Here is a 26,280-nt window from a genome sequence, read left to right on the forward strand (position 1 = left end):
GAAATGAAGCGTGCGGCTCTTCTGGCGGCGCTCATGACAGCTCTTTCGTTGACGAATCCCGCCGCCGCGCAGAGCGGCGACGATGCAGCGGCCAGCGACCCTGTCACCGATGGCCCCAGCACGGACACGCGGGGCGACAACACCAACCCGGACCCGGGGCCGGATCCGGCCTGGATCGTTTCGCTCCAGTTCAGCAACGACATCTTCGGCGGCTCCGACCGCCACTTTACCCATGGCACGCGTTTCAGCGCTCTGTCGCCGGACGGGGTCGTGCCGGATTTCATCGAGGACGCCGCCAAGGCTTTGCCCCTCTTCCCGGATGACGGCAACCTGCGCGTCACCTACAGCCTGGGGCAGGAAATGTTCACGCCGGAGCGCATTGAGGAACGTGAACTGATCGAGGACGACCGTCCCTACGCTGGCTGGACCTACCTCGGCGTCGGGCTGGTGTCGGAGAACGGCGACCGGCTCGACAACCTGGAACTCAACGTCGGCATGATCGGGCCGGCCTCACTGGCCGACAACACGCAGATTGAATACCACAAACTGATCAATGTGCAGGTGCCGGAAGGCTGGGAGAACCAGCTGAAGAACGAACCGGGCGTGGTGCTGTACTACGAGCGCAAGTGGCGCAACCTCTGGGGCGTGACGCTCAGCGACCTGCCTGTGCTGGACGAGTTGGCGCTCGACCTGACGCCGCACCTCGGCGGCGCGCTCGGCAATGTCTACACCTACGGGGCGGGCGGCGTCACTCTGCGCCTGGGCGAGGATCTGCCGGACGACTACGGCCCGCCGCGCCTGCGCCCCTCCCTGCCCGGATCCGACTACTTCCGCCCGGACGACTGGTTCGGCTGGTACTTCTTCGCCGGCATCGAGGGCCGCGCCGTGCTGCGCAACATCTTTCTGGACGGCAATACCTTCAAGGACAGCCACAGCGTCGACAAGTACCCGCTGGTGGCGGACCTCCAGGCCGGCCTTGCGATCATGCTAGGCGAGCGCGTGCGCATCGCCTACACCCACCTTTGGCGCAGCAAGGAGTTCCGCGAGCAGGACGCGCCCAACCAGTTCGGCACCCTGAGCCTCTCGGTACGGTTCTGATCGGATGCGGGAACCAGCATTCTCAGGACCGGTTGTCGATGCGTTCCAGCGGCGCGGGCCCGCCCGTGAGCCAGCGGGCTTCGCGGGTGAACACAAGGGTTCCCTGCGGCAGCGTCACCAGCACGCGGGTCTCGCCGTCCTCCTCGTAGGCTGCCACGATGGTCTGGCTGCCGGCCGCCGACACGTAGACCTTGCCGCCGTCGGCGAACTCGAGCTTCAGGGAGCCGCCGCGGTCGGCGTAGACACGCCCGCGCAGGGGGCCGCTTTCCGCCTCGGTCAGCTCCGCCAGGATCTCGCCGCGCTTCTCCAGCACCGGCTGGCGGAAGCGATCCTTGTACTCCGCCGCGGAAGCCGGCCAGCCGTTGATGTCGGGCAGCAGGATGGTGTCGATGACGGCAAGCGACTGCTCGCTGTCGTCGAAGCCGTCCAACTCATCGGTCAGCAGGTCGAAGAGTTCCTCGCCCACTTCCGACCGGCGTTCGCCCGCGGCCTCACGGATCCTTGCCACATCCTCCGTGCTCAGCAACCTGAGAGCCCGCTCGTCGGCAAGGCCGTCCAATGCCGCAAAGGCTTTCGATTCCAACGGCACCGCCTCAATCTGCACCAGCAGGTCCTGCGTGACCTTGCCGCCAAGGGCTGCCTGCTTTTCCGCGACGGCCGCCTCGATGGCGGCGAGGTCGGTTTCGGAAGCGAACCCCATCGGCGCCTTGAGCAGTTCCTCGCGCAGCTGCGGCAGGATCTGCAGGCCGCGGAAATCGGTGGACACCGACTCGACCAATGCCAAGGCGACCGCCTGGCGGCGCGCGCTGAGCGCTGTCGTGAAGGCGTCCTTGTTTTGCGGTGACAGTGCGCCGGCCAGTCCTCGGCTCGTCGCCGCCTCGACATCCCGAAGCGTGGCCAGATTGATTGGCCGTTCCTCGAAGCCGGCCATGGCATCGCCGATCAGCGCCTGTTCGATGGCGGCTTTGCGCGCGGCGACTTCCTGCGCCAGGACGGCACCGTCGTCGGATGGCAGCAGCGGCAGAACAGGCTCGACGATCTTGCCGGCGTCCCGGTCGAAGCTGCGCAGCCCCCGCTCGCTGCTGTCGAGGGCGGCCAGTTGCTCGCGCACGTCGGTCAACACCATGCCGCGGGAGGTATCGTATTGCGGGTCCAGGACCGGCAGCACGCGCTCGGTCACTGCCGCCTGGGGCAGGCTCGCCAGCGCGCGGCCGATGCGGTCGTTGATCTTCTTGAAGTCGCGACCGACCCGCCGGACGGCGGCGCTGAATCCGTCGCGATCCCAATTGGCCATGGCGCGGAAACCGGCGATCGAACTCATCTTGTCGAGGCCTGCCGGGGCGGCCGTAAAGTCGGCCAGCGCCTCATCCAGGGCCACCCCAGCCTTCGCCATGGCCTCCAGGGTGCCGCCGGTGCCGCGCGAGAACTCCTTTTCCAGCCCCGCCAGCAGCTTCTTTTCCGCCCTGTCGCTGGCCTGCTTGCCGCAGTCCTTTGCCGCCTGCCGCGCCGCGGCCGCCTCCTCCACGGTGAAGTCCGCCGCGGCCTTGCCGTAAAGCGCGACCATTTCGGAACCCAGGAAGTCGGTCGGGAATCCCAGCACCGTCGAGGGATTGAGCGCCTGACGATCGCTCAGGTCGACGCTGCCGGCCCAGGCCGTCATCGCCGCGCAATCGGGAAGGGTGAACGAAGCCTGAGCGGCCATGGATGCCAAGGGCACCAGCGAAAACCCAAGAATCAGGGACCGGATCGTCATCGGCGGACAGTTCCTCTGCACTGTGGACATCATGCATGGTCTCGGAGGGATCGCGAGCGATCCCCCCTTTGTCCGCGAAAGGATAGGAGGGCCGAGGCGCCGCCGAACCTCCCAATTGGGGGGCAACGGCAAACGGCCGCGGCAAGCAAGCTACACCGGTTCAGAGACCACACCGCTTCAGAGAAAGCTCATTCGCCCCGGAACGAACTGCCGCGGCCCGGTCGCGCCACCCCGGCGAGATCCCTGTGCAGACGGGCGACCAGTTCAGACTGGCGGCCGGTCTGCGTCTTCTGAAACAGAATCTTCAGGTACCAGCGGGCCGTCTCATAGGTCATGCCGGCCGCCGCGGCAGCCTGGCGTAACCCGGTGCCGGCGACCAGCGCCTGCGACAGCCGCGCCTCCGCCGGGGTCATCCCGTAGCGATCAAGCAGCAGTTCGGCCGAGAGCGGATGCGGTGTGTCCGGATCCACGATCAGCACCATCAGGGTTGGCTGCAGCGCTGCAAAGCGGCTCTGTCCGGCGGAGAGCCGGACGGCACTGAGAGTCAGCGGCCGTGACGGCGCGGGGCGGGGGACCGTGATGCACGATGGGCCGCCGCCTTCGTCATCGGTGGCGAAATCGTAGGCCTGCCGCAAGGCGCCGCAGAGCTTGCGCTGCGTTGGCGGGTCGACGGCGACAAGGTGGCCTGAGCGAATCGCCAGTTCCCGTTTCGAGCGGAACAGGCTTTCCGCGACGCCGTTGCAGTGCAGAACCTTGCCCAGAGCCGTCACAAAGACCACGCCGTGCGGCAGGTGATCGAGTGCCTCGGTGGAAACCGCCCGGCTCTCGCTCAGGGTCTCAAGCCGAACCGCCACGCGCAGCGCCCGGCGGAAGTGGGTCTGAAGTCTCTCGAAGCTGTCGACTTCCGCCGGGCGGAAGGGGCCGATCTCCAGCGGGCGCAGCAACGAAAGGTTGAAGACAACCCCGCCTTCCATCAGCGGCGTCATGCCCATGCTGTGCCCGAGGTTTTGCGGCCGCAGCCATTCATTGTAGTAGCGCGACCGGCGCAGGATGCCGGCATCGCTGAAGTATTCGCCCAGACGCTGATCGGTGCGAATGACGCCGGGCCTGTGCAGCGCCAGGGACTGCGTGCAGGGATTGTCGTCGGTAAAAAAACTCGCCTCGAAAGAGCGCATATAGCGCTCGGTGATGCCGCAGACCTGGACCGGCCGCATGCTGCGTTGGGCGTAGTCGAGGGCGTACAAGGTTTCCGCCGAGGTCGAGAAACTCGCTTTGGCAAGGGCCATGACATCGAGCCAGCCACCCGGGTCGACCGCCGCGTCGTAGACGGCTTCGGTCAGTGCGTTGATCTGGTCCTGGCGCATGCCTACCCCCGTTCCTGCGCGGTCCCGGCCCGATACTCTCCTCTTTCGTCAAGTCTAGCCGCAACCGCCCGGATTTGGTACCGCCACGCGTTGGGGCTGCCCCGCGCAAAGGTATCACGAGCCCGAACCAGCCAGCCCGGCCCGCCGGTACCAGGCACCACCCGGCCCTTCGTCAGCGAGAACGTAGTGGTCCCGCAGAAACCGGGCAATCTTGGGACGGGTGCGGAAAAGCGTCAGGGGATCGCGGTTGGTATAGTGGCCTTCGCGGCCGACAAAGACATAGGGCACCTGCTGACGGTCCAGCGTCGTCAGGATGTCGTCGATCTGTTCGGGAAGGTAGTACTCCCAGGACCATCCGTTCGTCGGGTGCGGCGAGACGCGCCCCGAGAACTCGTAGACGATCGCGCTGCCGAAGACATAGATCGGGCCCGGCAGCGCTTCCGGTGACCGCAGGAAGCGGACCGCCCGCAGGCAATTGGCGTAGTAGGAGCTAAACTTCGGCAGCGACTGATAGGAGCGGATGCCCTTGCCGGAGACGGCAACACTGGACAACAGGGGCTGGGCCTTATGGACGAAATCCTCGGCCAGCGGCGCACCCGCGGTTACCGCCAGCAGCCCGGCGATGACGGAAGCGCGGAAGGCCGACACCGCCGGCACCTCGCCCAACCAGGCACAGATCCGGTCGATTCCGGCGATCGCGAAGAAACCGGCCGGAAACAGGATCAGCAAGGTGTGATAGTGCCACCAGGAAAACCGCTGCACGAGGAACAGCCCCACACCGATCACAAGCCACGCGAGCATGAGCGCGCCCAAGAGATCGCGCCGGCGCCACGCCCAGGCGACAACGGCGAAGATCGCGAAGAGCGCCCAGGGTGCGAAGCCCGAGATGAAGAATGCGAAGGCGGTAATCAGGCGGGTCTTGCTGGCGTGCGGCGCGACGGCAAGGGCCTCGGGCGGATAGACGAAGGACGTCCAGATCAGTGCATCCAGATATCCCCAATGGGCGTAGAGAAGGACGACACTGCCAAGAACGAGGACCACTCCGACGCTCGCCGGCAGTACCGCGCGCAAGCCGAGTGCGATGAGGCCCGCGTTCCTTTCCTTGAGATGATAGGCCAGTGCCACCAGCCATAGCCCCACGCACAGCGGTGCGAGAATCAGCTTGAAGAGAACCGCGACACCCGCCAGCAGTCCGCTCAAGAAATACAGCCCGGCCATGGCGCGCGGGCGGCGATGGGCGGCGAGCAGGCACAGAATAAAGACGAACAGCGGGAACGAGACCAGGAATTCCAGCTGGGTCAGTTCAAATTCAGTCGAACTCCCGTAGTAGACGCCGATGGTCGCAACCGGCACGAAAGCGGAGAGCCAGCGCAGCTTGAAGGCATTCCGCAGTGCCGCCATCGTCACGACAGCGAAGGCGAGCAGGTAGAGCAGTTCCAGCAGATGAATGCCTGATTCGGAGAACCCGAAGAGACGTCCCGCAAGCAGGTAGAACCAATACAATCCCGGCTGTTTGTTGTCCCAGTAGCCGGCGTAGTAGATCGCGCCCTGGTCCATCCGCTTGGCGCCATCGAAGATGACGGCCTGATCGGGGCCGAAGGGATAGAAGAGATTGGCGGCGCCGATCGCCGCGACAATGGCGAACGCAAGGCCGTAGGCACAGACTTCCAGAGTCCGTGAATACCGGCCGCCATTCCCGGACCGTATCCAGTCGCCAGTCATTGCAACGATCGTGTTCCGAAATACCCGATTGCGAGCTCGGCCGCCGCGACGATACCCCTGCGGCGAATCCTGGCCCCAGCCATCCAGGATTGCATCTCAATTCGTAAATTATCGTGAACCATGGCGGCGTTGAGCCCCCGGGCCCGGCCTCAGGCGCCGGCGCCCTGCGGCAGAGTCTCCATGAAGCGTACCGGCCGGCCCGTCGGGCCGCCCAGCAGTTCTCCGTCGCGCATGGCGACGTGGCCTCGGATGATGGTGGCCATGGGCCAGCCGGTGATCGGCTTGCCCTCGAAGGGCGACCAGCCGCTCTTGGATTGCAGCCAGTCGTGCTCGATGGTCTTCTTGGCCCTGAGGTCGACCAGGGTGAAGTCGCCGTCGTAGCCCACGGCGATCCGCCCCTTGCCCGCGATGTTGAATATCCGCTGGGCGCCGGCCGAGGTGAGATCGACCAGCCGCTCCAGCGTCAGCTTGCCGGCGTTCAAGTGGTCGAGCAGCAGCGGCAGCAGGGTCTGGACGCCGGGCATGCCCGAGGGCGAGCGCGGATAGGGGGCCTGCTTCTCCTGCAGCGTATGCGGCGCGTGGTCGGAGCCGACCACGTCGGCGATGCCGAGGCGGATGGCTTCCCACAAGGCCTCGCGGTGGCGCGCCTCGCGAATCGGCGGGTTCATCTGCGCGAGGCTGCCGAGTTCCTCGTAACAATAGGGGGCCGCAAGGGTGAGATGCTGCGGCGTCACCTCCATGGTGGCGACGTCCTTGGCGGCAGCCAGCAGAGGTACCTCCTCTGCCGTGGTCACATGCAGCACGTGGACGCGGCGGCCGACTTCACGGGCGATGCGCAGCAGGCGCTTGGTCGAGCGCACGGCGGTCTCGACATCGCGCCACTCCGGATGCTGAGCCACCTTGCCGCCCTCGCGCACCAGTTCGAAGCGCTCTTTCAGCCGTGGCTCGTCCTCGGAGTGCACGGAACAACGGCGGCGAATGCTGCGCAGCGCCCGGCGCAGGGTGTCGTCGTCAGGCACCAGCAGCGAGCCGGTCGATGACCCCATGAAGATCTTGACGCCGCAGCAGCCGGGCAGGCGTTCCAACTCGCCCAGATTTTCAGCATTCTCGGCAGAGGCGCCCATGAAGAAGGCGTGGTCGCACCACGCGCGTCCCTCGGCGCGCGTCAGCTTCTCGTTCAACGCCGCGGCATCTATGGTCGCCGGCGACGTGTTGGGCATCTCGAAGATCGCGGTGACTCCGCCCATCACCGCCGCGCGGGTGCCGCTCTCCAGGTCCTCCTTGTGCTCCAGGCCGGGCTCGCGGAAGTGCACCTGGGTGTCGATGACGCCGGGCAGTACCGTCAGGCCCTTGGCGTCGAACACCTCGTCGGCCTTGGCCGCATCCAGCTTGCCGATGTCGGCGATCCTGCCGCCGGCCACCGCCACGTCCGCCTCGACCAGGCCCGATGGTGTGAACACCCGCCCGCCCGTGATGATGAGATCCCAGTCCTTCGCCATGATTCCCGTACCTTTTCTGCGTCGTCGTCAGGAGGCCGCCGCGCGCCGAGCAGCCAGCAGGCGGTCGAACAGTTCGAGGTAACGCCTGACGGCGACCTCTTCGGTATAGCTTTTTTCGAAGGTCTCGCGGCCGTTCTGCGCCAGGCGCTCCGCCGTCTGCGGATCGTCAATGAGGCGTTGCAGCGCCGCCGCCATGGCGCCGGCATCGTCGATCGGCACCAGCAGGCCGTTCTCGTCATCGGCCATCAGCCACTTCGGGCCCTGGCTCGCCGCGGCCACCATCGGCAGACAGTGCATCCAACCTTCCAGAACCACGCTGCCCAGGGGCTCATGGCGCGACGGCACGACGTAGAGATCGGCGGCCTGGAAATACGGCGCCGCGTCGTGCTGCCAACCGAGAAAGCGCACGCGCGCCGCGACACCCAACTGTTCGGCCTGGCGCTCCAGGGCCGTCCGCAGGGGGCCGTCGCCGGCCAGCCAGAGATAGGCCCGCGGCACCTGCGCGATTGCCTGCAGCAGCACGTCGAAGGCCTTGTTCTCGTGCAGCCGGCCCAGCGCGAACACCAGCGGTGCGTCAGCGGGAGTGTCGAAGGCCGCGCGGTCGGCCGGCGGCGTCGCGCTCAAGTCCTCGACGAAGTTCGGGATCACGTGCACACAGGCCTCGGGAAAGCCGTGCTTCACGCAGTGCGCCTTGATGTCCGGCGTGATGCAGACCAGGTGGTCACAGTGACGGTAGTACTTCATGTTGTAGTAACCGCCGAGCCGCGCCAGGTGCAGGAAATCGCCCTTGGGCATCGCCGCCGAGGCGCGATTCATGTAAGTCAGCGCCAGCTCCGGCTGGAAATCGGCGATCGCGCGCTTCAGGATGCGGCCGGTCTGGAAATCGAAGACGCCGCCGAAAGGGGCGGTCACCGGCTCGATGCCGCCTGCGCGCAGGACCTCCAGGCTCTTGGGATGCGGGCGGATAACGACCCGCTGTTCCACCCCGGCACGCTTCAAGGCCAGGCAGAGACGCAGGAAATGCATCTCGGCGCCGCCTTGCGGGGCGCCCGCCAGGGCCTGCAGCAAGCGCGGCATGGGACCGGTGGAACTCCTCAAGAGACAGGATTCAGTGCGCGGTTCCGACGGGGCGCGCAGGCAATCCGGCCGCACGCCGGGCCAGCACCCGATTGCGGAACACGATCAGATAGAAAAGGATGAAGAGATAGATGTAAAGCTCCTGCACCTCGCTGGCGTTGTAGAACAGCAGCCAGTCCCACAGACCGAGGCCCGCCAGGCGCTCCCAGAACTTCGCCACCTCACCGATCACCGCAACGGGAAAACACACTGCCGGCGGCAGGAATAGCGCAAAGCGCCCCCGGCGGACCGACGGCCACTTCAACGCCAGCAGCGGTATGAGGATGCCGCCGACGATCACCCCCAGTTCCAGCAGGGTGCGCGGCTTCTGGTCCAGCCAGGACGAGGTATTGTGCAGGTTCGTCTCGCCCTGGTCGTTGATCGCCTGCCAATTCTCCGGCGTCAGCCAGCCGGCGTAGTGCTGGCCCCAGCTTGCCTCTTCACCGGCGATGTAAAGGCAGCCGAGAAGGCCGAGCAGAATCCAGATCTGGACCAGCCGATCGCGGCGGGTCTCCGGCATCAGAAGGATGCGCAGGGCAACCACCGCGGAGACCAGCGGCACCAGGACGTGGGTTCCCTCCAGGATGCCGATCTCGCCGACCACGTAGGCTTTGTAGAAGGCCGGAGTCATCTGCCAGGTCAGCATCAGGACGGCGGCAATCACCAGCGGCAGCCAGAGGTACAGCAGCGCGGGAAGCCGCTCGGCATCCTGCAGCTGCAGGGTCGTCTGCGCCTCGGCGCCGCGCGTCGTGGTGTCGCTGGTGTGTGTCATGGTGTCCGACTGCGTCATGATTCGTTCGTCAATATGTCATCTGGAGGAAAAAATTCAAACGCATGACAGGCCGGACGGCTTTAGGCCCTTGCGGCGCGGCGCGGCGGATTTATGGTGCTGCCAGCCCCCTCTCGGCACCGCTGCGGATGGTCCATGCCGGTTTCCTTGCAACGCATCCTCGTCATCAAGCTCTCGGCCTTCGGCGACTTCGTGCTGTCGGTCGCCGGCTTCCAGGCGATCCGCGCCCACCACCCTGAGGCCGCGATCACGCTGCTGACCACCAAGCCCTATCAGCGCATGGCTGAGGCCAGCGGCTGCTTCGACCGGGTGTGGATCGACCGCCGCCCCGCCTGGTGGCAAGCCGGCGGCTGGCTTGCGCTGCGGCGGCAACTGGCTTCCGGCACCTTTCAACTGGTCTATGACCTGCAGCGTTCCGACCGCAGCGGAACTTATTTTCGCCTGCTGCCGGCGCCCAAGCCCGAATGGGTGGGCGTCGTCGCCGGCTGCTCGCACCGCTATAAGCCGCCTGCCGGCAAGATCCTTCACATCTGCGAGCGCGAGGCCCAGCAGCTGGCTCTCGCCGGCGTGCCCAGACCGGGCCTGCCCGACCTCTCCTTCCTCACCGCCGACCTCGATAGCCTGGACCTGCCGCCGCGCTTTGCCCTGCTGGTGCCCGGCGGCTCGGCGCACCGTCCGGGCAAGCGCTGGCCGGCGGAGCACTACGCCGCCCTCGCCCACCGTCTGCTGAAGCGGAACGTCGTGCCGCTGCTGCTGGGCGCCGAGGCGGAGCGCAACGAGATCGCCGCTATCGCCGGCGCGGTGCCGGGCGCCCGCGACCTCTGCGGCCAGACCAGCCTGGAGGCACTGGCTGCGCTGGGGCGAGAAGCGGCGCTGGCGGTAGGCAACGATACCGGCCCCATGCACCTCATCGCCGCCGCCGGCGCCCCGTCGCTGGTGCTCTATTCGAAGGAATCGGACCCGGCCAAGATCGCCCCGCGCGGGCCCGTGGTGAAGACCCTGCGCCGCGACGACCTGAATGACCTCAGCATGGAAGAGGTGCTGGCGGCCCTGCCGGTCTAGCCCGCGCGATTGACCCAGCCCCAGAGGCGGCGTGCCGCCGCCTCCACCGCGTCGACGGTGAGGCTCTCCATGAAGCACTGGCGGGCAGCGAAGTCGAAGTCCGGCGCCCCAGTCAGTTGCTCGAAGCTCTCGGGCGTTCGCACGAAGGACGCTTTGGGCCCCCAGGGGCGATAGCGCGCCTCCGGACTGGGCCCGAAGAGCCCCAGGGTCGGCGTCCCGGCCGCGGCGGCCAGGTGCATGAGGCCGGAGTCGTTGCCGATGAAGAAGTCGGCACGCTGCAGGCAGGCGGCGGCCACCAGCAGGTCGCCGGAGCCGACCAGATCGATGCCGCGGGCGCCCGCCGCCTGCAGCACCGGGCGGGCCTGGAAGACCTCGTGCGGTGCCGCCACCACGGCAACACGGGCGCCGGGCAGGATGCCGTCCGGCGCGGTCAGGCGCTCCACCAGTTCGGCAAAACGCTCGGCCGGCCAGGTTTTGCCCATCCAGTTGGCCGCCGGGGCAACGGCCAGTACCGGCGATCCGTCCGGGATCTTCTCCGCCGCCCGCGCCTTCACCGCCTCGGCCAGCCACAGGCGCGGCGGCGGTGGCGGCGCTATGCCGATGAGGTCGCCCAGTTCTTCGACCCGGTGGCGTCCCGGCCGGCGCTTGCCGATGACAATGCGCTTGCCCGCCGGGATGAGGTAGGAGATCGCCGAGCCGCGCAAGTCGACGACGATGTCCCAGTATCTGAAGGCCGTCCGCCGCCAGAGGCGCAGCCAGTGACGGTTGTAGCGCTGCTTGTCGATAATGACGATGCGCTCCAGCCCCGGCACGGCGGCAAAGAGCGGCGCCGAGAGCCGTCCCACCGCCACGGTCACCTCGATGCCCGGATTGTCCTCGATCAGGCGGCCGAGCAGCCCGGTGGAGAGCACGGCGTCGCCGATGCGGGTCGCGGTGATGAAAAGCAGGCGCATCCAGAATTCCGGCTGACGGGTGCTTCCCGCCTTATAGGGGCGCCTGGCCCGCTTGGCAAAGGCTTGCGGCACCCCTGCCCTTGCGCTCGCGCGCCGGGAATGCCACCTCTAGGGTCCTGGATTGGTAGGGATCGGACCGACGTGACGGCAACGGCAGTCATTCTCCAACACCGCGGTGTCCTCAGGGTCGCAGGCGCCGACCGCGTCGCCTTCCTGCAGGGTATCGTCTCCAACGACGTCGAGCGCGCGAGCCGGAACTCCGCGATCTGGACCGCCTTCCTGACGCCGCAGGGCAAGTTCCTGCACGAATTCTTCCTCGCCGAACAGGGCCCAGGGGAGACCGGCGCCTTCCTGCTGGACTGCGAGGCTGAGCGCGCAGCCGATCTTGCCCGGCGCCTGAAGCTCTACAAGCTGCGCGCCCGGGTGACCGTCGAGCCGCTCGAGGATTTCGCCGTCGCCGCGCTCTTCGGCGCGGGCGCGCTGGAAAAGCTGGGTCTGCCCGCCGAGCCGGGCAGCACCACGCTCTTTGGCGGCGGGCTCGCCTTCGTCGACCCGCGTCTTGCCGCGCTGGGTATCCGCGCGATCCTGCCCAAGGCGACCGCTCAGCAGGTGCTGAGCGAAGCGGGTTTCGCCGCCGGCAATCTCGCCGACTATGACGCCCTCCGGATCGCCGCCGGCGCGCCGGACGGCAGCCGCGATCTGGAAGTGGAAAAATCCACACTGCTGGAAAGTGGTTTCGACGAACTACACGGCGTCGACTGGGACAAGGGCTGCTACATGGGCCAGGAACTGACCGCGCGCACCAAGTACCGCGGCCTGGTGAAGAAGCGCCTCGTGCCGGTGGAAATCGCCGGCCCTGCGCCGGAGGCCGGTACGCCCATCACCTGCGACGGCAAGGAGGCCGGCATCCTGCGCTCGGCGGTAGCCCACAACGGTGGCAGCCTGGGGCTGGCGCTGCTGCGTCTCGATGCGCTGGAAGACGGCGCGCCGCTGATGGCCGGCGAGTCCGCCGTCACCCTCAAAAAGCCCGCCTGGGCGAACTTCTAGAGTCTTCAGTCGACGATGGCGGCGGCGAGGTCGGCGAGGCGCTCGTAGGGCGCGTCGCCGCGGTCGAGGTTCATGCGGCAGCCCAGCATCTCGGCGCGCTTCACGCCCTCGCGGCCGAAACGGGTGGAGAGCGCCTCGCGGAACCACAACTTTGCATTGGTAAGGCGCCGGGCCTCCAGGCGGCCGGCCTCGTCGAGCCAGTCGCCGTGGCGATCCAGCGCGGCGATCAGCGGCGCCACGCCGGTGCCCTTCTGGGCGGAGACCGGCAGGATCGGCACGGTCCAGCCGTCGCGCCGGCGCTGGTGGCTCATGGCGGAGCGCAAGTCCGCCTGGGTGCGCTGAGCCGTCTCGCTGTCGGCCTTGGTGACCACCGCGATGTCGGGGATCTCCATGATGCCGGACTTCATGAACTGCAGGGAATCACCGGAGCCCGGCTGCACGCAGAACACCACGGTGTCGGCGACCCAGGCGACGTCGGTTTCCGACTGCCCGACGCCGACAGTCTCGATCAGCACGGTGTCGTAGACCGCGCGCATCAGCAGCATGCCGCCGACGGTCAGTTCGGCGAGCCCGCCAAGACGGTCGCGCGCGGCCATGGAGCGCACGAAGACACCGTTGTCTTCCGGATCGGTCATCAGGCGCAGGCGGTCGCCCAGCAGCGCGCCGCCGGTCTGCCGCGACGAGGGATCGACGGCGATGACGCCGACGCTTTGCCCCACCTCGCGCAGCCGCGGGATCACCGCACCCAGGAGCGTCGACTTGCCGACGCCCGGCGGACCGGTGATGCCGATGACGCGTCCGCGCGGCGCCGAATAGGCGGCGTCCAGCAGGCCGATGGTCTGTGGGGCGTCGGGCGCCGACTCCAGCACGGCGAGGGCCTCCGCCATGGCGCCCTTGCCGCCGTCGGTGAGGTCCTTGAGGGTCATGGTGCGCCCGAGGCTCATAGGGTCAAGTTGGCCGTGTCTTCCCCGGCGGGTCAAGCCCGAAGATATTAAAAACCCGAGCTTTGCCGCCGCGGAATCGCGTCCGGCACTGCTGCGGGAGCGCCGCGCGGCAGGGTTGATCTGTCTCAAGGCATCTCCCGGCTGCGGGCTTTAGGGTCGTTAAACGTCATCCAAAGACGTCCACAAGAGACAATGGAGGTTAGGAATGGCTCTTAAGGATCTGGCCCCCTGGCACAGCAAGGGCGGCACCACCCCTGCGCTCTCCGAACTGCACCGCGAGGTCGACCGCGTCTTCGAGAACTTCTGGGGCGGCTTCGGCATGCCCTCGCTGCTGCGTGACAATGGCGCCGTTGGGCTTGGCGGCCTGGCCATGGATGTCCGCGTCGACACCAGCGAGGACGACAAGGCCTACCACGTCACCGCCGAGCTGCCCGGCATGAGCGAAAAAGACGTGGAGGTCACCTTCGCCGACAACACGCTGACGATTTCCGGCGAGAAGAAGGAAGAGAAGGAAGTGAAGGAGAAGGACTATCACCGCCGCGAGCGGTCCTTCGGCAGCTTCCGCCGCTCCTTCACCCTGCCGGTCGAGATCGACGAGGCGAAGATCGCCGCCACCTTCAAGGACGGCGTCATGACCATCGAGCTCCCGAAGTCCGCGACCGCGCAGAAACAGGCAAAGAAGATCACCATCTCGCGCGGGAAGTAGGAAGTACGGTTTCCCCTGTTCTTATTGAAGTCCCTCAAGCCACGGGCCGCCCATCAGGGCGGCCCTGATTTTGTGTTCCGTCTGCATTTCTCGATCGTCATCCCGGGCAAGCGAGCGTCCGCGAGCACGACCCGGGATCCACGGACGAGCCGGGCGCCAAGCGGCGCCATGGATCCCGGCCAGCGCCGGGGTGACGATAGGCGTTGATGGCGCGAGGTTGCGCGCAGCACGGAAAGGCGCGCGGAAATCCGTTATCCCGTTAATCTTTGTTAAGCATTCCCGCGCGATACTGCGGCAGCACATGGCTCTTACACCCGAGGGGGACGCCCCCATGAAGTTCAAGCACCTGGTCTCGCAGGACAACCCGGACGGCCAGCGCAGCGAGGAGATCCTCGCCGAGATCCGCGCCGAGATCCTGGTCCGCATGGCGACCTACGGCGACGATCCGCGCCCGGAGGCCAAGGCGGTGATGGAGAACAACCTGAAGATCGCCCAGCTGCTGACCGACGCCATCCACCTGGCCGAGGCCAACACCAAGAAGCTGACCGAAGTCATCTGAGGCCAAGGCCGACCGGAGGAAGACAAACGATGCGCCGCGACCAGATGCCCCGCCCGCGCCGCCAGGGCTTGCAGCCGCAGCCCCGCCGGTGCAATGCTCGTCTCACCGATGAGCCCGTCACCCTCCGTCGCATCGCACTACGCCCGGGAAGGCGAGCTGACCGCCCGAATCCTTTCCGCGCTTACGGCCGCGGGTAAGGACCTCGACCGGCTCACCGCCGGCGACATCGCTCCCTACGACCAGTTTCACAGCCGTGGCCACCAGGCGACGGAAGAGCTTGCCGCGCTGCTGAGCCCGCAGGCGGGCCAGCGGGTGCTCGACCTCGGCTGCGGCATCGGCGGTCCGGCGCGCTGGCTGGCCAGTGAGAGGGGCTGCCAGGTGGTCGGCCTGGACCTGACCGAGGTCTACTGCCGCACCGCCCGGGAACTCAGCACGCGGGTGCGGCTGGAAAAGCAGACCCGTTTCGTCTGCGCCAACGCCCTCCACCTGCCCTTCGCCTCGGCCAGCTTCGACCTGGTGTGGACCCAGCACGCCGCCATGAACATCGCCGACAAGGCAAGGCTCTACCGGGAAGTCTCGCGGGTGCTGAAGCCGGGCGGCCGCTTCGGGCTGTACGACGTCATGGCCGGCGAGGCCGGGGCGCCGCACTTCCCGGTGCCGTGGTCCAGCGCGCCCGAGTGGAGCCACCTGATGCACCCGGCCGCCGTGCGTGAGGCGATCCTCGCCACCGGCCTGAAGGAACGCCACTGGCGCGACCTCACCGCCGAGGCCAAGGCCTGGAGCGAGAAGGCCGTCGCCTCGCAACAGGCAAGCCGGAGTCTGTCCGGCCCGGCCCTCATCCTCGGCCCCGGTTTCATCGAAATGATCGCCAATCTGCGGCGCAGCCTCTTCGAGGACCGCATTACCATCGTCCAGGCGGTGTTCGATAAAGCCGGTTAGGCCGGGGCCGGTTGGGCGGGGCGGTTGGGCGGGCGGTTAGGCCCGAAGGGGATACCCCTTCTTCTCCGCCGCTTCCTCTTCCTCTCTATTGCGGAAACGGCAACATCGGGCGCTAAATGAACGTGTCGAATGAGCGCCTTGCCACCGCTTACTCATCCTCGCCTTGAAAAGGGGGACCGCATCATGGCCCTGCCCGCACATGAAACCCGCCCTTTCCTGCAGCGCGGCGCCCAGGGCGTCGAGGTCCAGATCCTGCAGCATCGTCTGAATCGGATCGGCGCCCTGCTCGACTGCGATGGCGACTTCGGCCGCGGCACCGAATCCGCGGTCGTAGAGGCGCAGCTTCTGGCCGGCCTGCCGGTCACCGGCATCGCCGATGCGGATACCTGGGCCTGGCTGGAAAACCAGCCCGATCCCTCGGACAAAATCCCCGTCGAGGCGGTGACCTTCATCGTGAGCGAAGAGGTCGGCGGCCGGAAGTTCTACGACAAGAACGTTGCCGTGCCGCACTTTCCCGGCGAGGCGAGCGGCGTCACCATCGGCGTGGGCTATGACCTGCGCTTTCAGGAACCCGACGACTTCGAGGCGGACTGGGAGGGCATCCTGACGCCTCAGCAGATGGCCGTCCTGCGCCCGCACATCGGCAAGGCGGGCAGCGCCGCCGCCGTCGCGGCGCTCGGCGATCTGCGCATCCCCTTTCACGCAGCCTGGCGGGTCTTCGTGAAGCGTGCCCTGCCGCGCGGCATCCAGCAGACCGAGAACTGCTACGGCGACCTGTCGCGGCTGCCGCCGCTGTGCCGCGGCGCCCTGGTCAGTTTGGTCTACAACCGCGGCACCAAGCTGACCGGCGACTCGCGGCGCGAAATGAAAGCGATCCGCGACCACATCGATGCCGGCAACCTGGACAGGGTGGCCGCGGAATTCGAGAGCATGAAGCGCCTGTGGCCCGGCAGCGAGGGCCTGCGCAAGCGCCGCGACAAGGAAGCCGAGATGTGGCGGAACGGACTGGCGGAGATCGCCTGAGTCGCGGCTGACCCCCCGCGCCCCGGCCCTCTCCCCTTGGGGAGAGGGCGGGACCGGCGGCAGCGCGGGGGTGAAGTGTTGCTGCTAAGCGTTCTTTCTGGCCAGCGCCGCCTGGGCCGCCGCCAGGCGGGCGATCGGCACACGGTAGGGCGAGCAGGAGACGTAGTCGAGCGGCACCGTCTGGCAGAAGGCGATGGAGGCCGGATCGCCGCCGTGCTCGCCGCAGATGCCGAGCTTGATGTCCGGACGCGTCGAGCGGCCGCGCTCGGCACCGATCAGCATCAACTCGCCGACGCCTTCGGTATCCAGCGAGATGAAGGGATCCTGCGCGATCAGGCCGCGCTGCTCGTAGGCACCGAGGAAGTTGCCGGCATCGTCGCGCGATAGCCCGAAGCAGGTCTGCGTCAGGTCGTTGGTGCCGAAGGAGAAGAACTCGGCACCTTCTGCGATCTCGGCGGCGCGCAGGCAGGCGCGCGGCAGCTCGATCATGGTGCCGACGATGTAGTCGATGGCGACGCCCTCTTCCTTGCGCACGGCTTCAGCGACCTTGTCGATCAGCTCGCGCAGCACCTCGAACTCCTTCTTCACGGAGATCAGTGGGATCATCACCTCGGGCTTCACGGTCTTGCCGGACTCCTTCTCCACGGCGGCGACCGCCTCGAAGATGGCGCGGGCCTGCATCTCGTAGATTTCCGGATAGGTGATGCCCAGGCGACAACCGCGGTGGCCGAGCATGGGGTTGGTCTCGACCAGCTTCAGCGAGCGGGCGCGCACCTGCTCCTCGGACAGGCCGGAAGCCTTGGCGACCTCGGCGACCGCAGCATCCTCGTGCGGCAGGAACTCGTGCAGCGGCGGATCAAGCAGGCGGATGGTCACCGGTCGCCCGGCCATCTCCTTGAACAGCGCGATAAAGTCCTCGCGCTGGTAGGGCAGCAGCTTGTCGAGCGCCCGGCGGCGCTGCTCGCTGGAATCGGCCAGGATCATCTCTCGCATGGCGACGATGCGGCTGGAGTCGAAGAACATGTGCTCGGTGCGGCACAGGCCGATGCCTTCGCAACCGAACTTCACCGCGACCTTCGCCTCCTGCGGCGTGTCGCAGTTCACGCGCACGCCCATGGTGCGGAACTTGTCGGCCCACTCCATGACCTGGGCGAAGTCGCCGGAAAGCTCGGGCTGCACCGTCGGCACGGCGCCCTCCATCACCTCGCCGGTCGAACCGTCCAGAGTGATGAGGTCGCCTTCCCTCAGCTCCAGATCGCGCACGCGCATCACGCCGCTCTTGTGATCGATGCGCAATTCGCCGGCACCGGCGACGCAAGCGCGGCCCATGCCGCGCGCGACCACCGCCGCATGGCTCGTCATGCCGCCACGCGTGGTCAGGATGCCAGCGGCGGCATGCATACCGTGGATATCCTCCGGCGAGGTCTCGGTACGGCAGAGGATGACGCGCGCGCCGTCGGCCGCCTGCGCCTCGGCGGCATCGGCGGAAAACACGATCTTGCCCGAAGCGGCGCCCGGCGAGGCCGGCAGCCCGCGCGCGATGACCTTGCGCTCGGCCTTGGGATCGAGCGTCGGGTGGAGCAGCTGGTCGAGCGAGTTGGGGTCGAGGCGCTTGACCGCCTCGGCCTCGGTGATGAGGCCATCGTTCACCATGTCGACGGCGATCTTGAGCGCCGCCGGCGCGGTGCGCTTGCCGGTGCGAGTCTGCAGCATGTAGAGCGTGCCGCGCTGCACCGTGAACTCGATGTCCTGCATGTCCTTGTAGTGCTTCTCGAGCGTGTGGCGCACCTCGTCGAGCTGCTGGAAGACATCGGGCATGACCTCTTCCATCGCCGGCAGCTTGGAGTTGTTGCGCTCCTTGCCGCGCAGGGTGAGGTTCTGCGGCGTGCGGATGCCGGCCACCACGTCCTCGCCCTGGGCGTTCACCAGGTACTCGCCGTAAAAGGCGTTCTCGCCGGTCGAGGGATCGCGCGTGAAGGCGACGCCGGTGGCGCAGTCGTCGCCCATGTTGCCGAACACCATGGCCTGCAGGTTCACCGCAGTGCCCCATTCAGCGGGGATGTTGTTGAGACGGCGATAGGTGTTGGCGCGCTGATTCATCCAGGAGCCGAAGACGGCGCCGATGGCGGCCCAGACCTGGTCCTTGGGCTCCTGCGGAAACGGCTTGCCGGTCTCTTCCAACACCTTGGCCTTGTAGTCCTCGATGATCTTGGCCCAGTCGTCGGCCGACATCTCGGTGTCGAGCAGGTAGCCGCGGTCCTCCTTGGCCAGTTCCAGGATTTCCTCGAAGTGGTGATGGTCGACGCCCAGCACCACGTCGCCGAACATCTGGATGAAGCGGCGGTAGCTGTCGTAGGCGAAGCGGCGGTCGCCGGCGGCCTTGGCGAGTCCTTCGACCGTGTCGTCATTGAGGCCGAGATTGAGGACGGTGTCCATCATGCCAGGCATCGAGGCGCGCGCGCCCGAACGCACGGAGATCAGCAGCGGGTTCCTGGTGTCGCCGAACTTGGCGCCGACGGTCTTTTCGATCTGCGCGAGGGCGTCGTTTACCTGCTTTTCCAGATCCGCCGGATACTTGCGGTCGTTGGCGTAGAAGTAGGTGCAGACTTCCGTGGTGATGGTGAAGCCGGGCGGTACCGGCAGGCCGAGCGAAGACATCTCCGCCAGATTGGCACCTTTGCCGCCGAGCAGTTCCTTCATGTCCGCGCGGCCGTCGGCAGTCCCGCCACCGAAGCTGTACACCCATTTCGTCATTGTCTGCCTTCCGATCCCTGCCAGTTGCTCAATCGAGACTCGCCTGCTCAATACGGGCTGCTTCCACGCCGCCTCTTCACCTTAGCCTTCGATCTTGGAGAAATCCGCGACTTCTGCCAGCGTCGCACCGATGGCACTCAGCAGCTGAAGCCGATTCTCCCGCAATTCCGAGGCTTCCGCGTTCACCGTCACATGGTCGAAAAAGGCATCGACCGGCTGGCGCAGCTGCGCGATCGCCGCCATGGCGGCGGTAAAGTCCTCGGAACTTAACGCGATTTGCGCACCCTTGGATGCATCGCCGAGGTGAGAAAATAGTGTCTTCTCCTCGGGCTGCTGCAGCGCCGCCGCCGCGACGCCGCCGTCGTAGGCACGCTTATCTTTCTTCTCCTCGATGCGGACGATGTTCGCGGCACGCCGATAGGCGACCAGCAGATTGGAACCATCGTCCGTTTCCAGGAAGCTGCGCAATGCCTCGACCCGCGCGAGCAACCGCAAGAGGTCGTCCTCCGCCCCCGTGGCCATCACCGCGGTGATGAGGTCGTGGCGCACGCCCTGGTCGCGCAGCACCACCTTCAGGCGCTCGCCGAAGAAGTCCAGGAGACTGCCGGAGATGTCTGGGGCCGAGAGACCGGTGTATTCGCTCTGGGCCGCGGCGAAGACCTTGGTCAGCGGCAGGCGCAGCTTGTTCTCGACGATGAGACGGATGACGCCCAGGGCGGCGCGGCGCAGCGCGTAGGGGTCCTTGGAGCCGGTCGGCTTCTCGTCGATCATCCAGAAGCCGGCCAGGGTGTCGATCTTGTCGGCCAGGGCGACGCAGACGCTGACCGGCGCCGAAGGACAGGCATCGTTGGGCCCAAGCGGCTGATAGTGCTGCGCGATGGCGTCGGCCACTGCCGGCGCCTCGCCGTCATTGAGGGCGTAGTAGCGCCCCATGATGCCCTGCAACTCAGGGAACTCGCCGACCATGCCGGTGGTGAGATCCGCCTTGGCCAGGCGCGCGGCGGAGCGCGCCTCGTCGCGGTCGGCGCCGGGCACGTACTTGCTGATCTCGGCGGCCAGAGTCTCGAGGCGCGAAACTTTGTCGGCCACAGTGCCGAGCTTCGCGTGGAACACGATGTCCTTCAGCGCCGGCACCCGTGCCGACAGCGGCTTCTCGCGGTCCTGGTCCCAAAAGAAACGGGCATCGGCGAGGCGCGCGCGCAGCACGCGCTCGTTGCCGGCGACGATGGTCTTGGCCCGCGCGCTGCCTTCCGGTGCCTCCATGTTGGCGACGAAGAGGAATCGGTCGGCGAGGCCGCCCTCGGCCCGCTCCGTCGAGAAGTATTTCTGATGGCTGCGCATCGAGGTGGAAAGCACCTCGCCCGGCAGATCCATGAAGGTCTCGCCGATGCGGCCCATCAGCACCTGCGGCCACTCCACGAGACCGGTCACCTCGTCCAAGAGACCCTGGTCGTCCTTCACCGTCACGCCGGCGCTCTTGGCCAGCGCCGCCGCCTGCTCGGCGATCATACGGCGGCGCTCGGCGGGCTCGAGGATCACCTTTGCGGCGGCGAGCTTCTGCTTGTAGTCGGCGAAGCCCGACACCTCGAACGCATCCGGCGCCAGGAAGCGGTGGCCTTGCGTTGAATTGCCGAATACCACCGCGCGTCCCTCACCCATCGCGAGACTGCCCTTCAGCGGCTTGCCGTCGAAGACCGCGACGATGCCGTGCAGCGGCCGCACCCAGCGTTGGCTGTCGCCGGCCCAGCGCATCGACTTCGGCCACGGCAGCTCGGCAAAGATTTTGCTCAGGGTCTCAGGCAGCACCTCGGCGGTCGCACGGCCGGCGACCTTGCGCACGACGAAATAGAACGGCCCCTTGTCGGTCTCGCGCAGCTCGGCTTCTTTATCCAGCGACTTGATGCCGTTGGCCTTCATGAAGCCCTGGATCGCCTGGGCGGGAGCGCCGTACTTCGGACCCTTCTTCTCTTCGGTCACGTCAGGCTGCTGCGTCGGCAGGCCGCCGATCACGAGCGCCAGGCGGCGCGGCGTCGCGTAGGCTTGCGCCGCGTCGAAAGAGAGGTTGGCAGCCTTCAACGCCTCGGTGACGAGGCGTTTCAGGTCGTCGGCGGCGCGCGCCTGCATGCGCGCGGGGATTTCCTCGGAGAACAGCTCGATCAGCAGTTCGGCCATCACCTGGTCCCGCCGTTTTGCGTCGCCACCCAGGCCTCGCAGCAGGCCTTGGCCAGCGCGCGCACGCGCCCGATATAGGCCTGGCGTTCCGTGACGGAGATCACGCCGCGCGCGTCGAGCAGGTTGAAGACGTGGCTCGCCTTCATGCACTGGTCATAGGCCGGCAGCGGCATCGGTCGCCCCTTGTCCGCGCCGAACTTCAGGATCGCCTGGCATTCCGCCTCGGCGTCCTTGAAGTGCTGGAACAGGATGTCGGTCGTCGCGATCTCGAAGTTGAAGGCGGAGAACTGCTGCTCGGAGGCCAGGTAGACGTCACCGTAGGTCTTGCCGCCCTGGTCCTTTGGGACCCCGTCCCAGTCGAGGTCGTAGACGTTCTCGACGCCCTGCACATACATGATGAGGCGTTCCAGGCCGTAGGTCAGCTCGGTGGAGACCGGATTGCAGTCGATGCCGCCGACCTGCTGAAAATAGGTGAACTGGCTGACCTCCATGCCGTCGCACCAGACCTCCCAGCCCAGGCCCCAGGCGCCCAGCGTCGGGCTTTCCCAGTCGTCCTCGACGAAGCGGATGTCGTGCGCCAGCGGGTCGATGCCGATCGCCCTCAGCGAGTCCAGGTAGAGCTCCTGGCTGTTCGGCGGCGAGGGCTTCAGGATGACCTGGAACTGGTAGTAGTGCTGCAGCCGGTTGGGGTTTTCGCCGTAGCGCCCGTCGGTGGGCCGGCGCGAGGGCTGCACATAGGCCGCCTTCCAGCTGCCCGGACCCAGGGCGCGCAGGGTCGTCGCCGGATGGAAAGTGCCCGCCCCGACCTCCAGGTCGTAGGGCTGCAGGATGACGCAACCCTGCCGCGCCCAGAAGTCCTGCAGGCGGAGGATGAGGCGCTGAAAGCAGGTTTCCGGATCGGCGTGGGACATCGGGGGTTCGGGCGTTTTTCTTGAGGTCTCGCAGCATGCTGCAGCGCGAAACGCGGGCCGCACCTTAGCGGGGCCCCTACCCTGAATCAAGCAAAGGGATCGGCATACAAACAAGGCCGGTGCCGCCCGAAGCCGGGCCCGCGCCATTAACCTTCATGGAGTCTGGAGTGGCGGTGGACCTAGACCTTGCGGCCGCAGCTGCAGGTGCTGCCGGCGCGCACGTAAGCGCCGCAGGAGGGACAGGGGACCAGGTCCTCGACGGCGACCTTGCCGCCTTTCTGCGCGCCTTTGTCGGCCTTCTTGGCCGGGCGGGCGCCCTGCGCCTCGCGCAGCTTCGCCTCCTCCGCGCGCTGCTTCTGCAGCCTGCCGAGGAACTTGAAGCCGTACCACACCGCGGCCACGATGGCGGCGAGAACGATCAGCTTTTGCATGGAGGGCAGTCCGAACATGGCGGCATTAAGCGTGGCGGGAGGGGTGAGGTCAACAGCCGGCTAAACCTAGAGGCCGAAGCGCGACCACAACGCGCGCTCCTCCACCGCGGCGATGACTCCGGAGGCCCAGTCTTCCGGCGCCGGGAAGCCGCCCGCCCAGGGCACAAGGCCGCTGTCGCTGCGCCCGCGCCCGATCCCAAGGCGCCGCAGCAACCGCTTGGGACCCTGGATGCGGCGCAGGCGCACGCGCTTGCCAAAGCGGTCACGCAGCACCTGGCGCAGTTCACCTACGGAATCGGCAAGCCCCAGTTCCACGGCCTTGCCGCCGGCCCAGAACTCGCCGCTGAACAGTACCGACTCCTCGGCCTTCAGGCGGTGGCCGCGGCGGTCGCGCACCATGTCCTTGAAGACCGTGTGCAGATCCTGCTGCAATGCCTTGATGCGGGAAACATCCTCCGGATCTTCCGGGCGGAAGGGATCGAGCATCGACTTGCGCTCGCCCGCGGTGTAGAGGCGCCGCTCGATACCCGCCTTCTCCATCAGCCCCGTGAAGCCGAAACCGGCGGTGATGACCCCGATCGAGCCCACGATGGAAGTCGGCTGCACGAAGATCTCGTCGGCGGCGCAGGCCAGCCAGTAACCGCCGGAGGCCGCCACGTCCTCGCAGAAGGCGAGCACCGGAATCTCCTTTTCCCGGGCGAGGTCGCGGATGCGCTTGGCAATGAGGGCCGACTGTGCGGGCGAACCGCCCGGCGAGTTCACCACCAGGGCGACCGCCTTCAAGTGCTTCTGGACGAAGGCGCGCTCGATCAGCGGTTCGACGCTGGCCAGACTCATGCCGCTGCGCAGCGGGCCGAAGCCGCCGATGGTGCCGGTCAGCCGCAGCACGGCGACCTCCGGCCGCGGCCGGCGCAGCCCTTCGAAGGTCAGGAGGCTCCAGATCGTACGAAACATGCCGGGAGAAACGTCCTTCTCAATTACTTACCTGTTATCGGGTTGGACCCCGCGGACTGCATAACATTCCACGATAAGCTGAGGCCAGCCCGCCGTATGCGGGCCCCATTACTTATGGTCGTGTATTACTTAGGGGCCTGACCGTCAAAGATCGAGCCCCCGGGCGTCGCGCAGCACGGCCTCGGCAGCCGGCGTAAAGCCGCCGCCGGCATCGTGCAGAACCAGCCCGGCAAGAAAGCGCAGCGGTCCGGCACTGCCCTTGCGGGCCTGCACCAGCACCCGCTTGGCGTTTTCCCCCTGGCGCGGCCACAGCGGAAAGACGGCGAGGTCACCACAGGCGGGCGGCAGCAGGGCGAGCAGGCGGTCCAGCCGGTCGGCGCGGTGGATCACCGTCAGGCTGCCGCGCGGGCGCAGCAGGCCCAGGGCGCAGGTGATCCAGGCGGCGAGGTTCGCAGGCCCCTCCACCGTGGCAATCCGACGCATCTCGTGGGCCGAAACCCGCGCCGCACCGGATTCCAGATAGGGCGGGTTCAGCATGACGTGGTCGAAGCCGCCGGGAATTAGCGCGGCAGGCGGCGCCGTCACGTCACCCAGCACCACTGCCAGGCGATCGCTGCATCCGTTGAGGATGGCATTCTGGATGGCCAGATCAGCGAGCGGCGCCTGTAACTCCAGTCCGCTCACCCGGGCCCCCGGCACCCGCGCCAAGAGGCAAAGACCGGCGGTCGCCACGCCGCAACCGAGGTCGGCGACGCTGTCGCCGGCCGCAGCCGGGATCGCGGCGGCGAGCAGCACCGGGTCGATGGCCGCACGGTAACCTGCGGCCGGCTGGCGCAACCGCAGACGCCCGCCCAGGAAAGCATCCTCGGTGAGCGCGGCGTCGGCGAAATCACCGGTATTCCGGCCAGCGGCGTCGCGGGGCGGCAGCAGGGTCATTGGATCAACGCCCCCTCTCCCGCATCGCGCAGCACGCCCTGGGCGCGCGGCAGGTCTTCATCCGCCACCATCAGGCGGCGCGGCAGGATACCGATCGAGCCCTCCAGGATGCTGGTGTGGAGATCCAACACCACGCAGCCGATCCCGGCGTCCGCCAGCAAGGCTTCGACCCAGGAGAGCTTCACGACATCGTTGGTGCGCAGCAATTCTTTCATCGTGGGGTTTCTTATAGCGCGTTTCGTCGCAGCTGTTGCCTATCGTCGCAGCGGGGTATCGGGCTTGACCGTTCCGCGGTTCAACCTATGCTGCCACAAAGGTTTGCCGGGTGCTTGCAGTTTGCCGGCCATGGCCGGTGCGACGAACTTGCGCTGGGCAAACCGCAGCCCCGGCCTAGTTCAATTGGAGGCCGGCGTAGTTCAGACTTGGCCCGTTCAAGCCGGCCAAGAGGTGCGGGCAGGAGGGCGCCGTGGGCCGCGCGCCCAAGGCCCTGGAAAAGCGTGAGGGGTGTGTCTTGGCGCTGGCCGCCGAACTCGACAAACAGGCGAAAGGGCCGGCGAACGGCGGCCTGGAGCCGCTGAGCCGCTTGGTGGCGGACGACCTGCAGGCGGTCAACCGCCTGATCGTCCGCCATATGCATTCACCCGTGGCGCTGATTCCCCAGCTGGCGAGCCATATCATCGCCGCCGGCGGCAAGCGGCTGCGCCCCATGCTGACCCTCGCCTCGGCAAGCCTGTGCGGCTATTCGGGCGAGCGCCATCTGGGCCTCGCCGCCTGCGTCGAATTCATCCACACCGCGACGCTGCTGCACGACGACGTGGTCGACGCCAGCGACCTGCGGCGGGGCCTCGCGACAGCCAACGCCGTCTGGGGCAACAAGCCGAGCGTGCTGGTCGGCGACTTTCTGTTCAGCCGGGCTTTCCAGCTGATGACCGCCGACGGCTCCCTCGACGTCCTGCGCATCCTCTCGGACGCCTCGGCGGTGATCGCCGAGGGCGAGGTGCTGCAGCTGATGACCGCCAACGACATCTCATCCGACGAGACCGCGTACATGCAGGTGATCGAGGCCAAGACCGCCGCCCTGTTCGCTGCGGCTTGCCGTATCGGCGCCGTGGTGGCCGACCGCCCGGCGGCCGAGGAAGCCGCCCTGGAGCGCTTCGGCAGCGGCTTCGGCATCGCCTTCCAGCTGGTCGACGACGTGCTGGACTACTCGGCCCTGCAGGCCGAACTGGGCAAAGCCGTGGGCGACGATTTCCGCGACGGCAAGATCACCCTGCCCGTGGTATTGGCCGTCCAGCGGGCGGACGAGGCCGAGCGGGCGTTCTGGCGGCGCTGCCTGGAGGACCAGGACCAGCGCGACGGCGACCTGGAGCAGGCCATCGACTACATGCAGCGCCATGACGCGCTGGCCGACGCCATGGCGCGGGCCCGCGAATACGGTGCCTCGGCCCGCCAGGCCCTGGAGAGCTTCCCGGACAGCGCGGCCAAGGAGGCCCTGCTCGAGGTGGTCGATTTCTGCGTCGACCGGGCCTACTGACCGGCCGGCCGAA

Annotated in this window: 23 protein-coding genes; 8 read left to right on the forward strand and 15 right to left on the reverse strand. The window is 67.3% G+C overall.

Annotated features, from left to right (window positions below):
- The first annotated feature begins 33 nt into the window (after window positions 1-33).
- Window positions 34-1,098, forward strand: coding sequence for a lipid A deacylase LpxR family protein (locus tag WDC82_RS11845; RefSeq protein ID WP_340117524.1), 1,065 nt, complete (start codon window positions 34-36; stop codon window positions 1,096-1,098).
- 22 nt (window positions 1,099-1,120) lie between these two features.
- On the opposite strand, the gene WDC82_RS11850 is transcribed toward WDC82_RS11845, so the two are convergent.
- From WDC82_RS11850 to WDC82_RS11875, 6 genes are all read right to left on the reverse strand, one after another.
- A complete protein-coding gene (locus WDC82_RS11850) occupies window positions 1,121-2,851 on the reverse strand; it encodes a hypothetical protein (RefSeq protein ID WP_340117525.1) in 1,731 nt (576 codons plus the stop codon).
- 188 nt (window positions 2,852-3,039) lie between these two features.
- A complete protein-coding gene (locus tag WDC82_RS11855; RefSeq protein ID WP_340117526.1) occupies window positions 3,040-4,215 on the reverse strand; it encodes a hypothetical protein in 1,176 nt (391 codons plus the stop codon).
- Window positions 4,216-4,329: 114 nt separating this feature from the next.
- Window positions 4,330-5,937 (reverse strand): hypothetical protein, encoded by a 1,608-nt coding sequence (locus tag WDC82_RS11860; RefSeq protein WP_340117527.1) that lies wholly within the window; start codon window positions 5,935-5,937, stop codon window positions 4,330-4,332.
- 149 nt (window positions 5,938-6,086) lie between these two features.
- Complete coding sequence (locus tag WDC82_RS11865; protein WP_340117528.1) at window positions 6,087-7,436, reverse strand: dihydroorotase; 1,350 nt, start codon at window positions 7,434-7,436, stop codon at window positions 6,087-6,089.
- Between the two features lie 27 nt (window positions 7,437-7,463).
- Window positions 7,464-8,513 (reverse strand): glycosyltransferase, encoded by a 1,050-nt coding sequence (locus WDC82_RS11870; protein ID WP_340117529.1) that lies wholly within the window; start codon window positions 8,511-8,513, stop codon window positions 7,464-7,466.
- Window positions 8,514-8,544: 31 nt separating this feature from the next.
- The gene (locus WDC82_RS11875) at window positions 8,545-9,342 is read right to left on the reverse strand and encodes a hypothetical protein (protein WP_340117530.1); all 798 of its coding nucleotides are present in this window, start codon (window positions 9,340-9,342) and stop codon (window positions 8,545-8,547) included.
- A gap of 135 nt (window positions 9,343-9,477) precedes the next feature.
- Here WDC82_RS11875 and WDC82_RS11880 point away from each other — a divergent pair, with 135 nt between their 5' ends.
- Entirely contained in the window at window positions 9,478-10,404 is a 927-nt protein-coding gene (locus WDC82_RS11880; protein WP_340117531.1) for a glycosyltransferase family 9 protein, read from the forward strand.
- Here the strand turns inward: WDC82_RS11880 and WDC82_RS11885 are convergent.
- Entirely contained in the window at window positions 10,401-11,357 is a 957-nt protein-coding gene (locus WDC82_RS11885) for a glycosyltransferase family 9 protein (protein WP_340117532.1), read from the reverse strand. The genes WDC82_RS11880 and WDC82_RS11885 overlap by 4 nt on opposite strands.
- A gap of 141 nt (window positions 11,358-11,498) precedes the next feature.
- Here WDC82_RS11885 and WDC82_RS11890 point away from each other — a divergent pair, with 141 nt between their 5' ends.
- Window positions 11,499-12,404: a folate-binding protein gene (locus WDC82_RS11890; protein ID WP_340117533.1), complete on the forward strand. Its 906-nt coding sequence runs from the start codon at window positions 11,499-11,501 to the stop codon at window positions 12,402-12,404.
- A gap of 5 nt (window positions 12,405-12,409) precedes the next feature.
- Here WDC82_RS11890 and meaB read toward each other — a convergent pair whose 3' ends face one another.
- Window positions 12,410-13,330, reverse strand: a complete 921-nt coding sequence (gene meaB, locus WDC82_RS11895; protein ID WP_340117534.1) for a methylmalonyl Co-A mutase-associated GTPase MeaB — start codon at window positions 13,328-13,330, stop codon at window positions 12,410-12,412.
- Between the two features lie 223 nt (window positions 13,331-13,553).
- Here meaB and WDC82_RS11900 point away from each other — a divergent pair, with 223 nt between their 5' ends.
- The 4 genes from WDC82_RS11900 to WDC82_RS11915 all read left to right on the forward strand — a co-directional run bounded on the left by WDC82_RS11900 (window position 13,554) and on the right by WDC82_RS11915 (window position 16,575).
- Window positions 13,554-14,054: an Hsp20/alpha crystallin family protein gene (locus WDC82_RS11900; protein WP_340117535.1), complete on the forward strand. Its 501-nt coding sequence runs from the start codon at window positions 13,554-13,556 to the stop codon at window positions 14,052-14,054.
- 331 nt (window positions 14,055-14,385) lie between these two features.
- On the forward strand, window positions 14,386-14,613 hold the full coding sequence (locus WDC82_RS11905) for a hypothetical protein (RefSeq protein WP_340117536.1): 228 nt from the start codon (window positions 14,386-14,388) through the stop codon (window positions 14,611-14,613).
- A 108-nt stretch (window positions 14,614-14,721) separates the two neighbouring features.
- Complete coding sequence (locus tag WDC82_RS11910) at window positions 14,722-15,552, forward strand: class I SAM-dependent methyltransferase (RefSeq protein ID WP_340117537.1); 831 nt, start codon at window positions 14,722-14,724, stop codon at window positions 15,550-15,552.
- A gap of 183 nt (window positions 15,553-15,735) precedes the next feature.
- Window positions 15,736-16,575 (forward strand): peptidoglycan-binding protein, encoded by an 840-nt coding sequence (locus tag WDC82_RS11915; RefSeq protein WP_340117538.1) that lies wholly within the window; start codon window positions 15,736-15,738, stop codon window positions 16,573-16,575.
- Window positions 16,576-16,659: 84 nt separating this feature from the next.
- On the opposite strand, the gene ppdK is transcribed toward WDC82_RS11915, so the two are convergent.
- The 7 genes from ppdK to WDC82_RS11950 form a co-directional block, all read right to left on the reverse strand.
- Window positions 16,660-19,329 (reverse strand): pyruvate, phosphate dikinase, encoded by a 2,670-nt coding sequence (gene ppdK / locus WDC82_RS11920; RefSeq protein ID WP_340117539.1) that lies wholly within the window; start codon window positions 19,327-19,329, stop codon window positions 16,660-16,662.
- Window positions 19,330-19,410: 81 nt separating this feature from the next.
- Window positions 19,411-21,501, reverse strand: a complete 2,091-nt coding sequence (gene glyS, locus WDC82_RS11925) for a glycine--tRNA ligase subunit beta (RefSeq protein WP_340117540.1) — start codon at window positions 21,499-21,501, stop codon at window positions 19,411-19,413.
- Window positions 21,501-22,412: a glycine--tRNA ligase subunit alpha gene (locus WDC82_RS11930; protein WP_340117541.1), complete on the reverse strand. Its 912-nt coding sequence runs from the start codon at window positions 22,410-22,412 to the stop codon at window positions 21,501-21,503. The genes glyS and WDC82_RS11930 overlap by 1 nt, the downstream gene beginning before the upstream one ends.
- 179 nt (window positions 22,413-22,591) lie before the next feature.
- The gene (locus tag WDC82_RS11935; protein ID WP_340117542.1) at window positions 22,592-22,843 is read right to left on the reverse strand and encodes a hypothetical protein; all 252 of its coding nucleotides are present in this window, start codon (window positions 22,841-22,843) and stop codon (window positions 22,592-22,594) included.
- A gap of 66 nt (window positions 22,844-22,909) precedes the next feature.
- A complete protein-coding gene (locus WDC82_RS11940; RefSeq protein WP_340117543.1) occupies window positions 22,910-23,797 on the reverse strand; it encodes a S49 family peptidase in 888 nt (295 codons plus the stop codon).
- A 144-nt stretch (window positions 23,798-23,941) separates the two neighbouring features.
- Window positions 23,942-24,733, reverse strand: coding sequence for a methyltransferase (locus tag WDC82_RS11945; RefSeq protein ID WP_340117544.1), 792 nt, complete (start codon window positions 24,731-24,733; stop codon window positions 23,942-23,944).
- The gene (locus WDC82_RS11950; protein WP_340117545.1) at window positions 24,730-24,948 is read right to left on the reverse strand and encodes a DUF2007 domain-containing protein; all 219 of its coding nucleotides are present in this window, start codon (window positions 24,946-24,948) and stop codon (window positions 24,730-24,732) included. The genes WDC82_RS11945 and WDC82_RS11950 overlap by 4 nt, the downstream gene beginning before the upstream one ends.
- 296 nt (window positions 24,949-25,244) lie before the next feature.
- Here WDC82_RS11950 and WDC82_RS11955 point away from each other — a divergent pair, with 296 nt between their 5' ends.
- On the forward strand, window positions 25,245-26,267 hold the full coding sequence (locus WDC82_RS11955; protein ID WP_370661548.1) for a polyprenyl synthetase family protein: 1,023 nt from the start codon (window positions 25,245-25,247) through the stop codon (window positions 26,265-26,267).
- Window positions 26,268-26,280: the final 13 nt, after the last annotated feature.

Origin of the sequence: Pelagibius sp. 7325 (assembly GCF_037652055.1) — a bacterium.
Classification (GTDB): domain Bacteria; phylum Pseudomonadota; class Alphaproteobacteria; order Kiloniellales; family Kiloniellaceae; genus Pelagibius.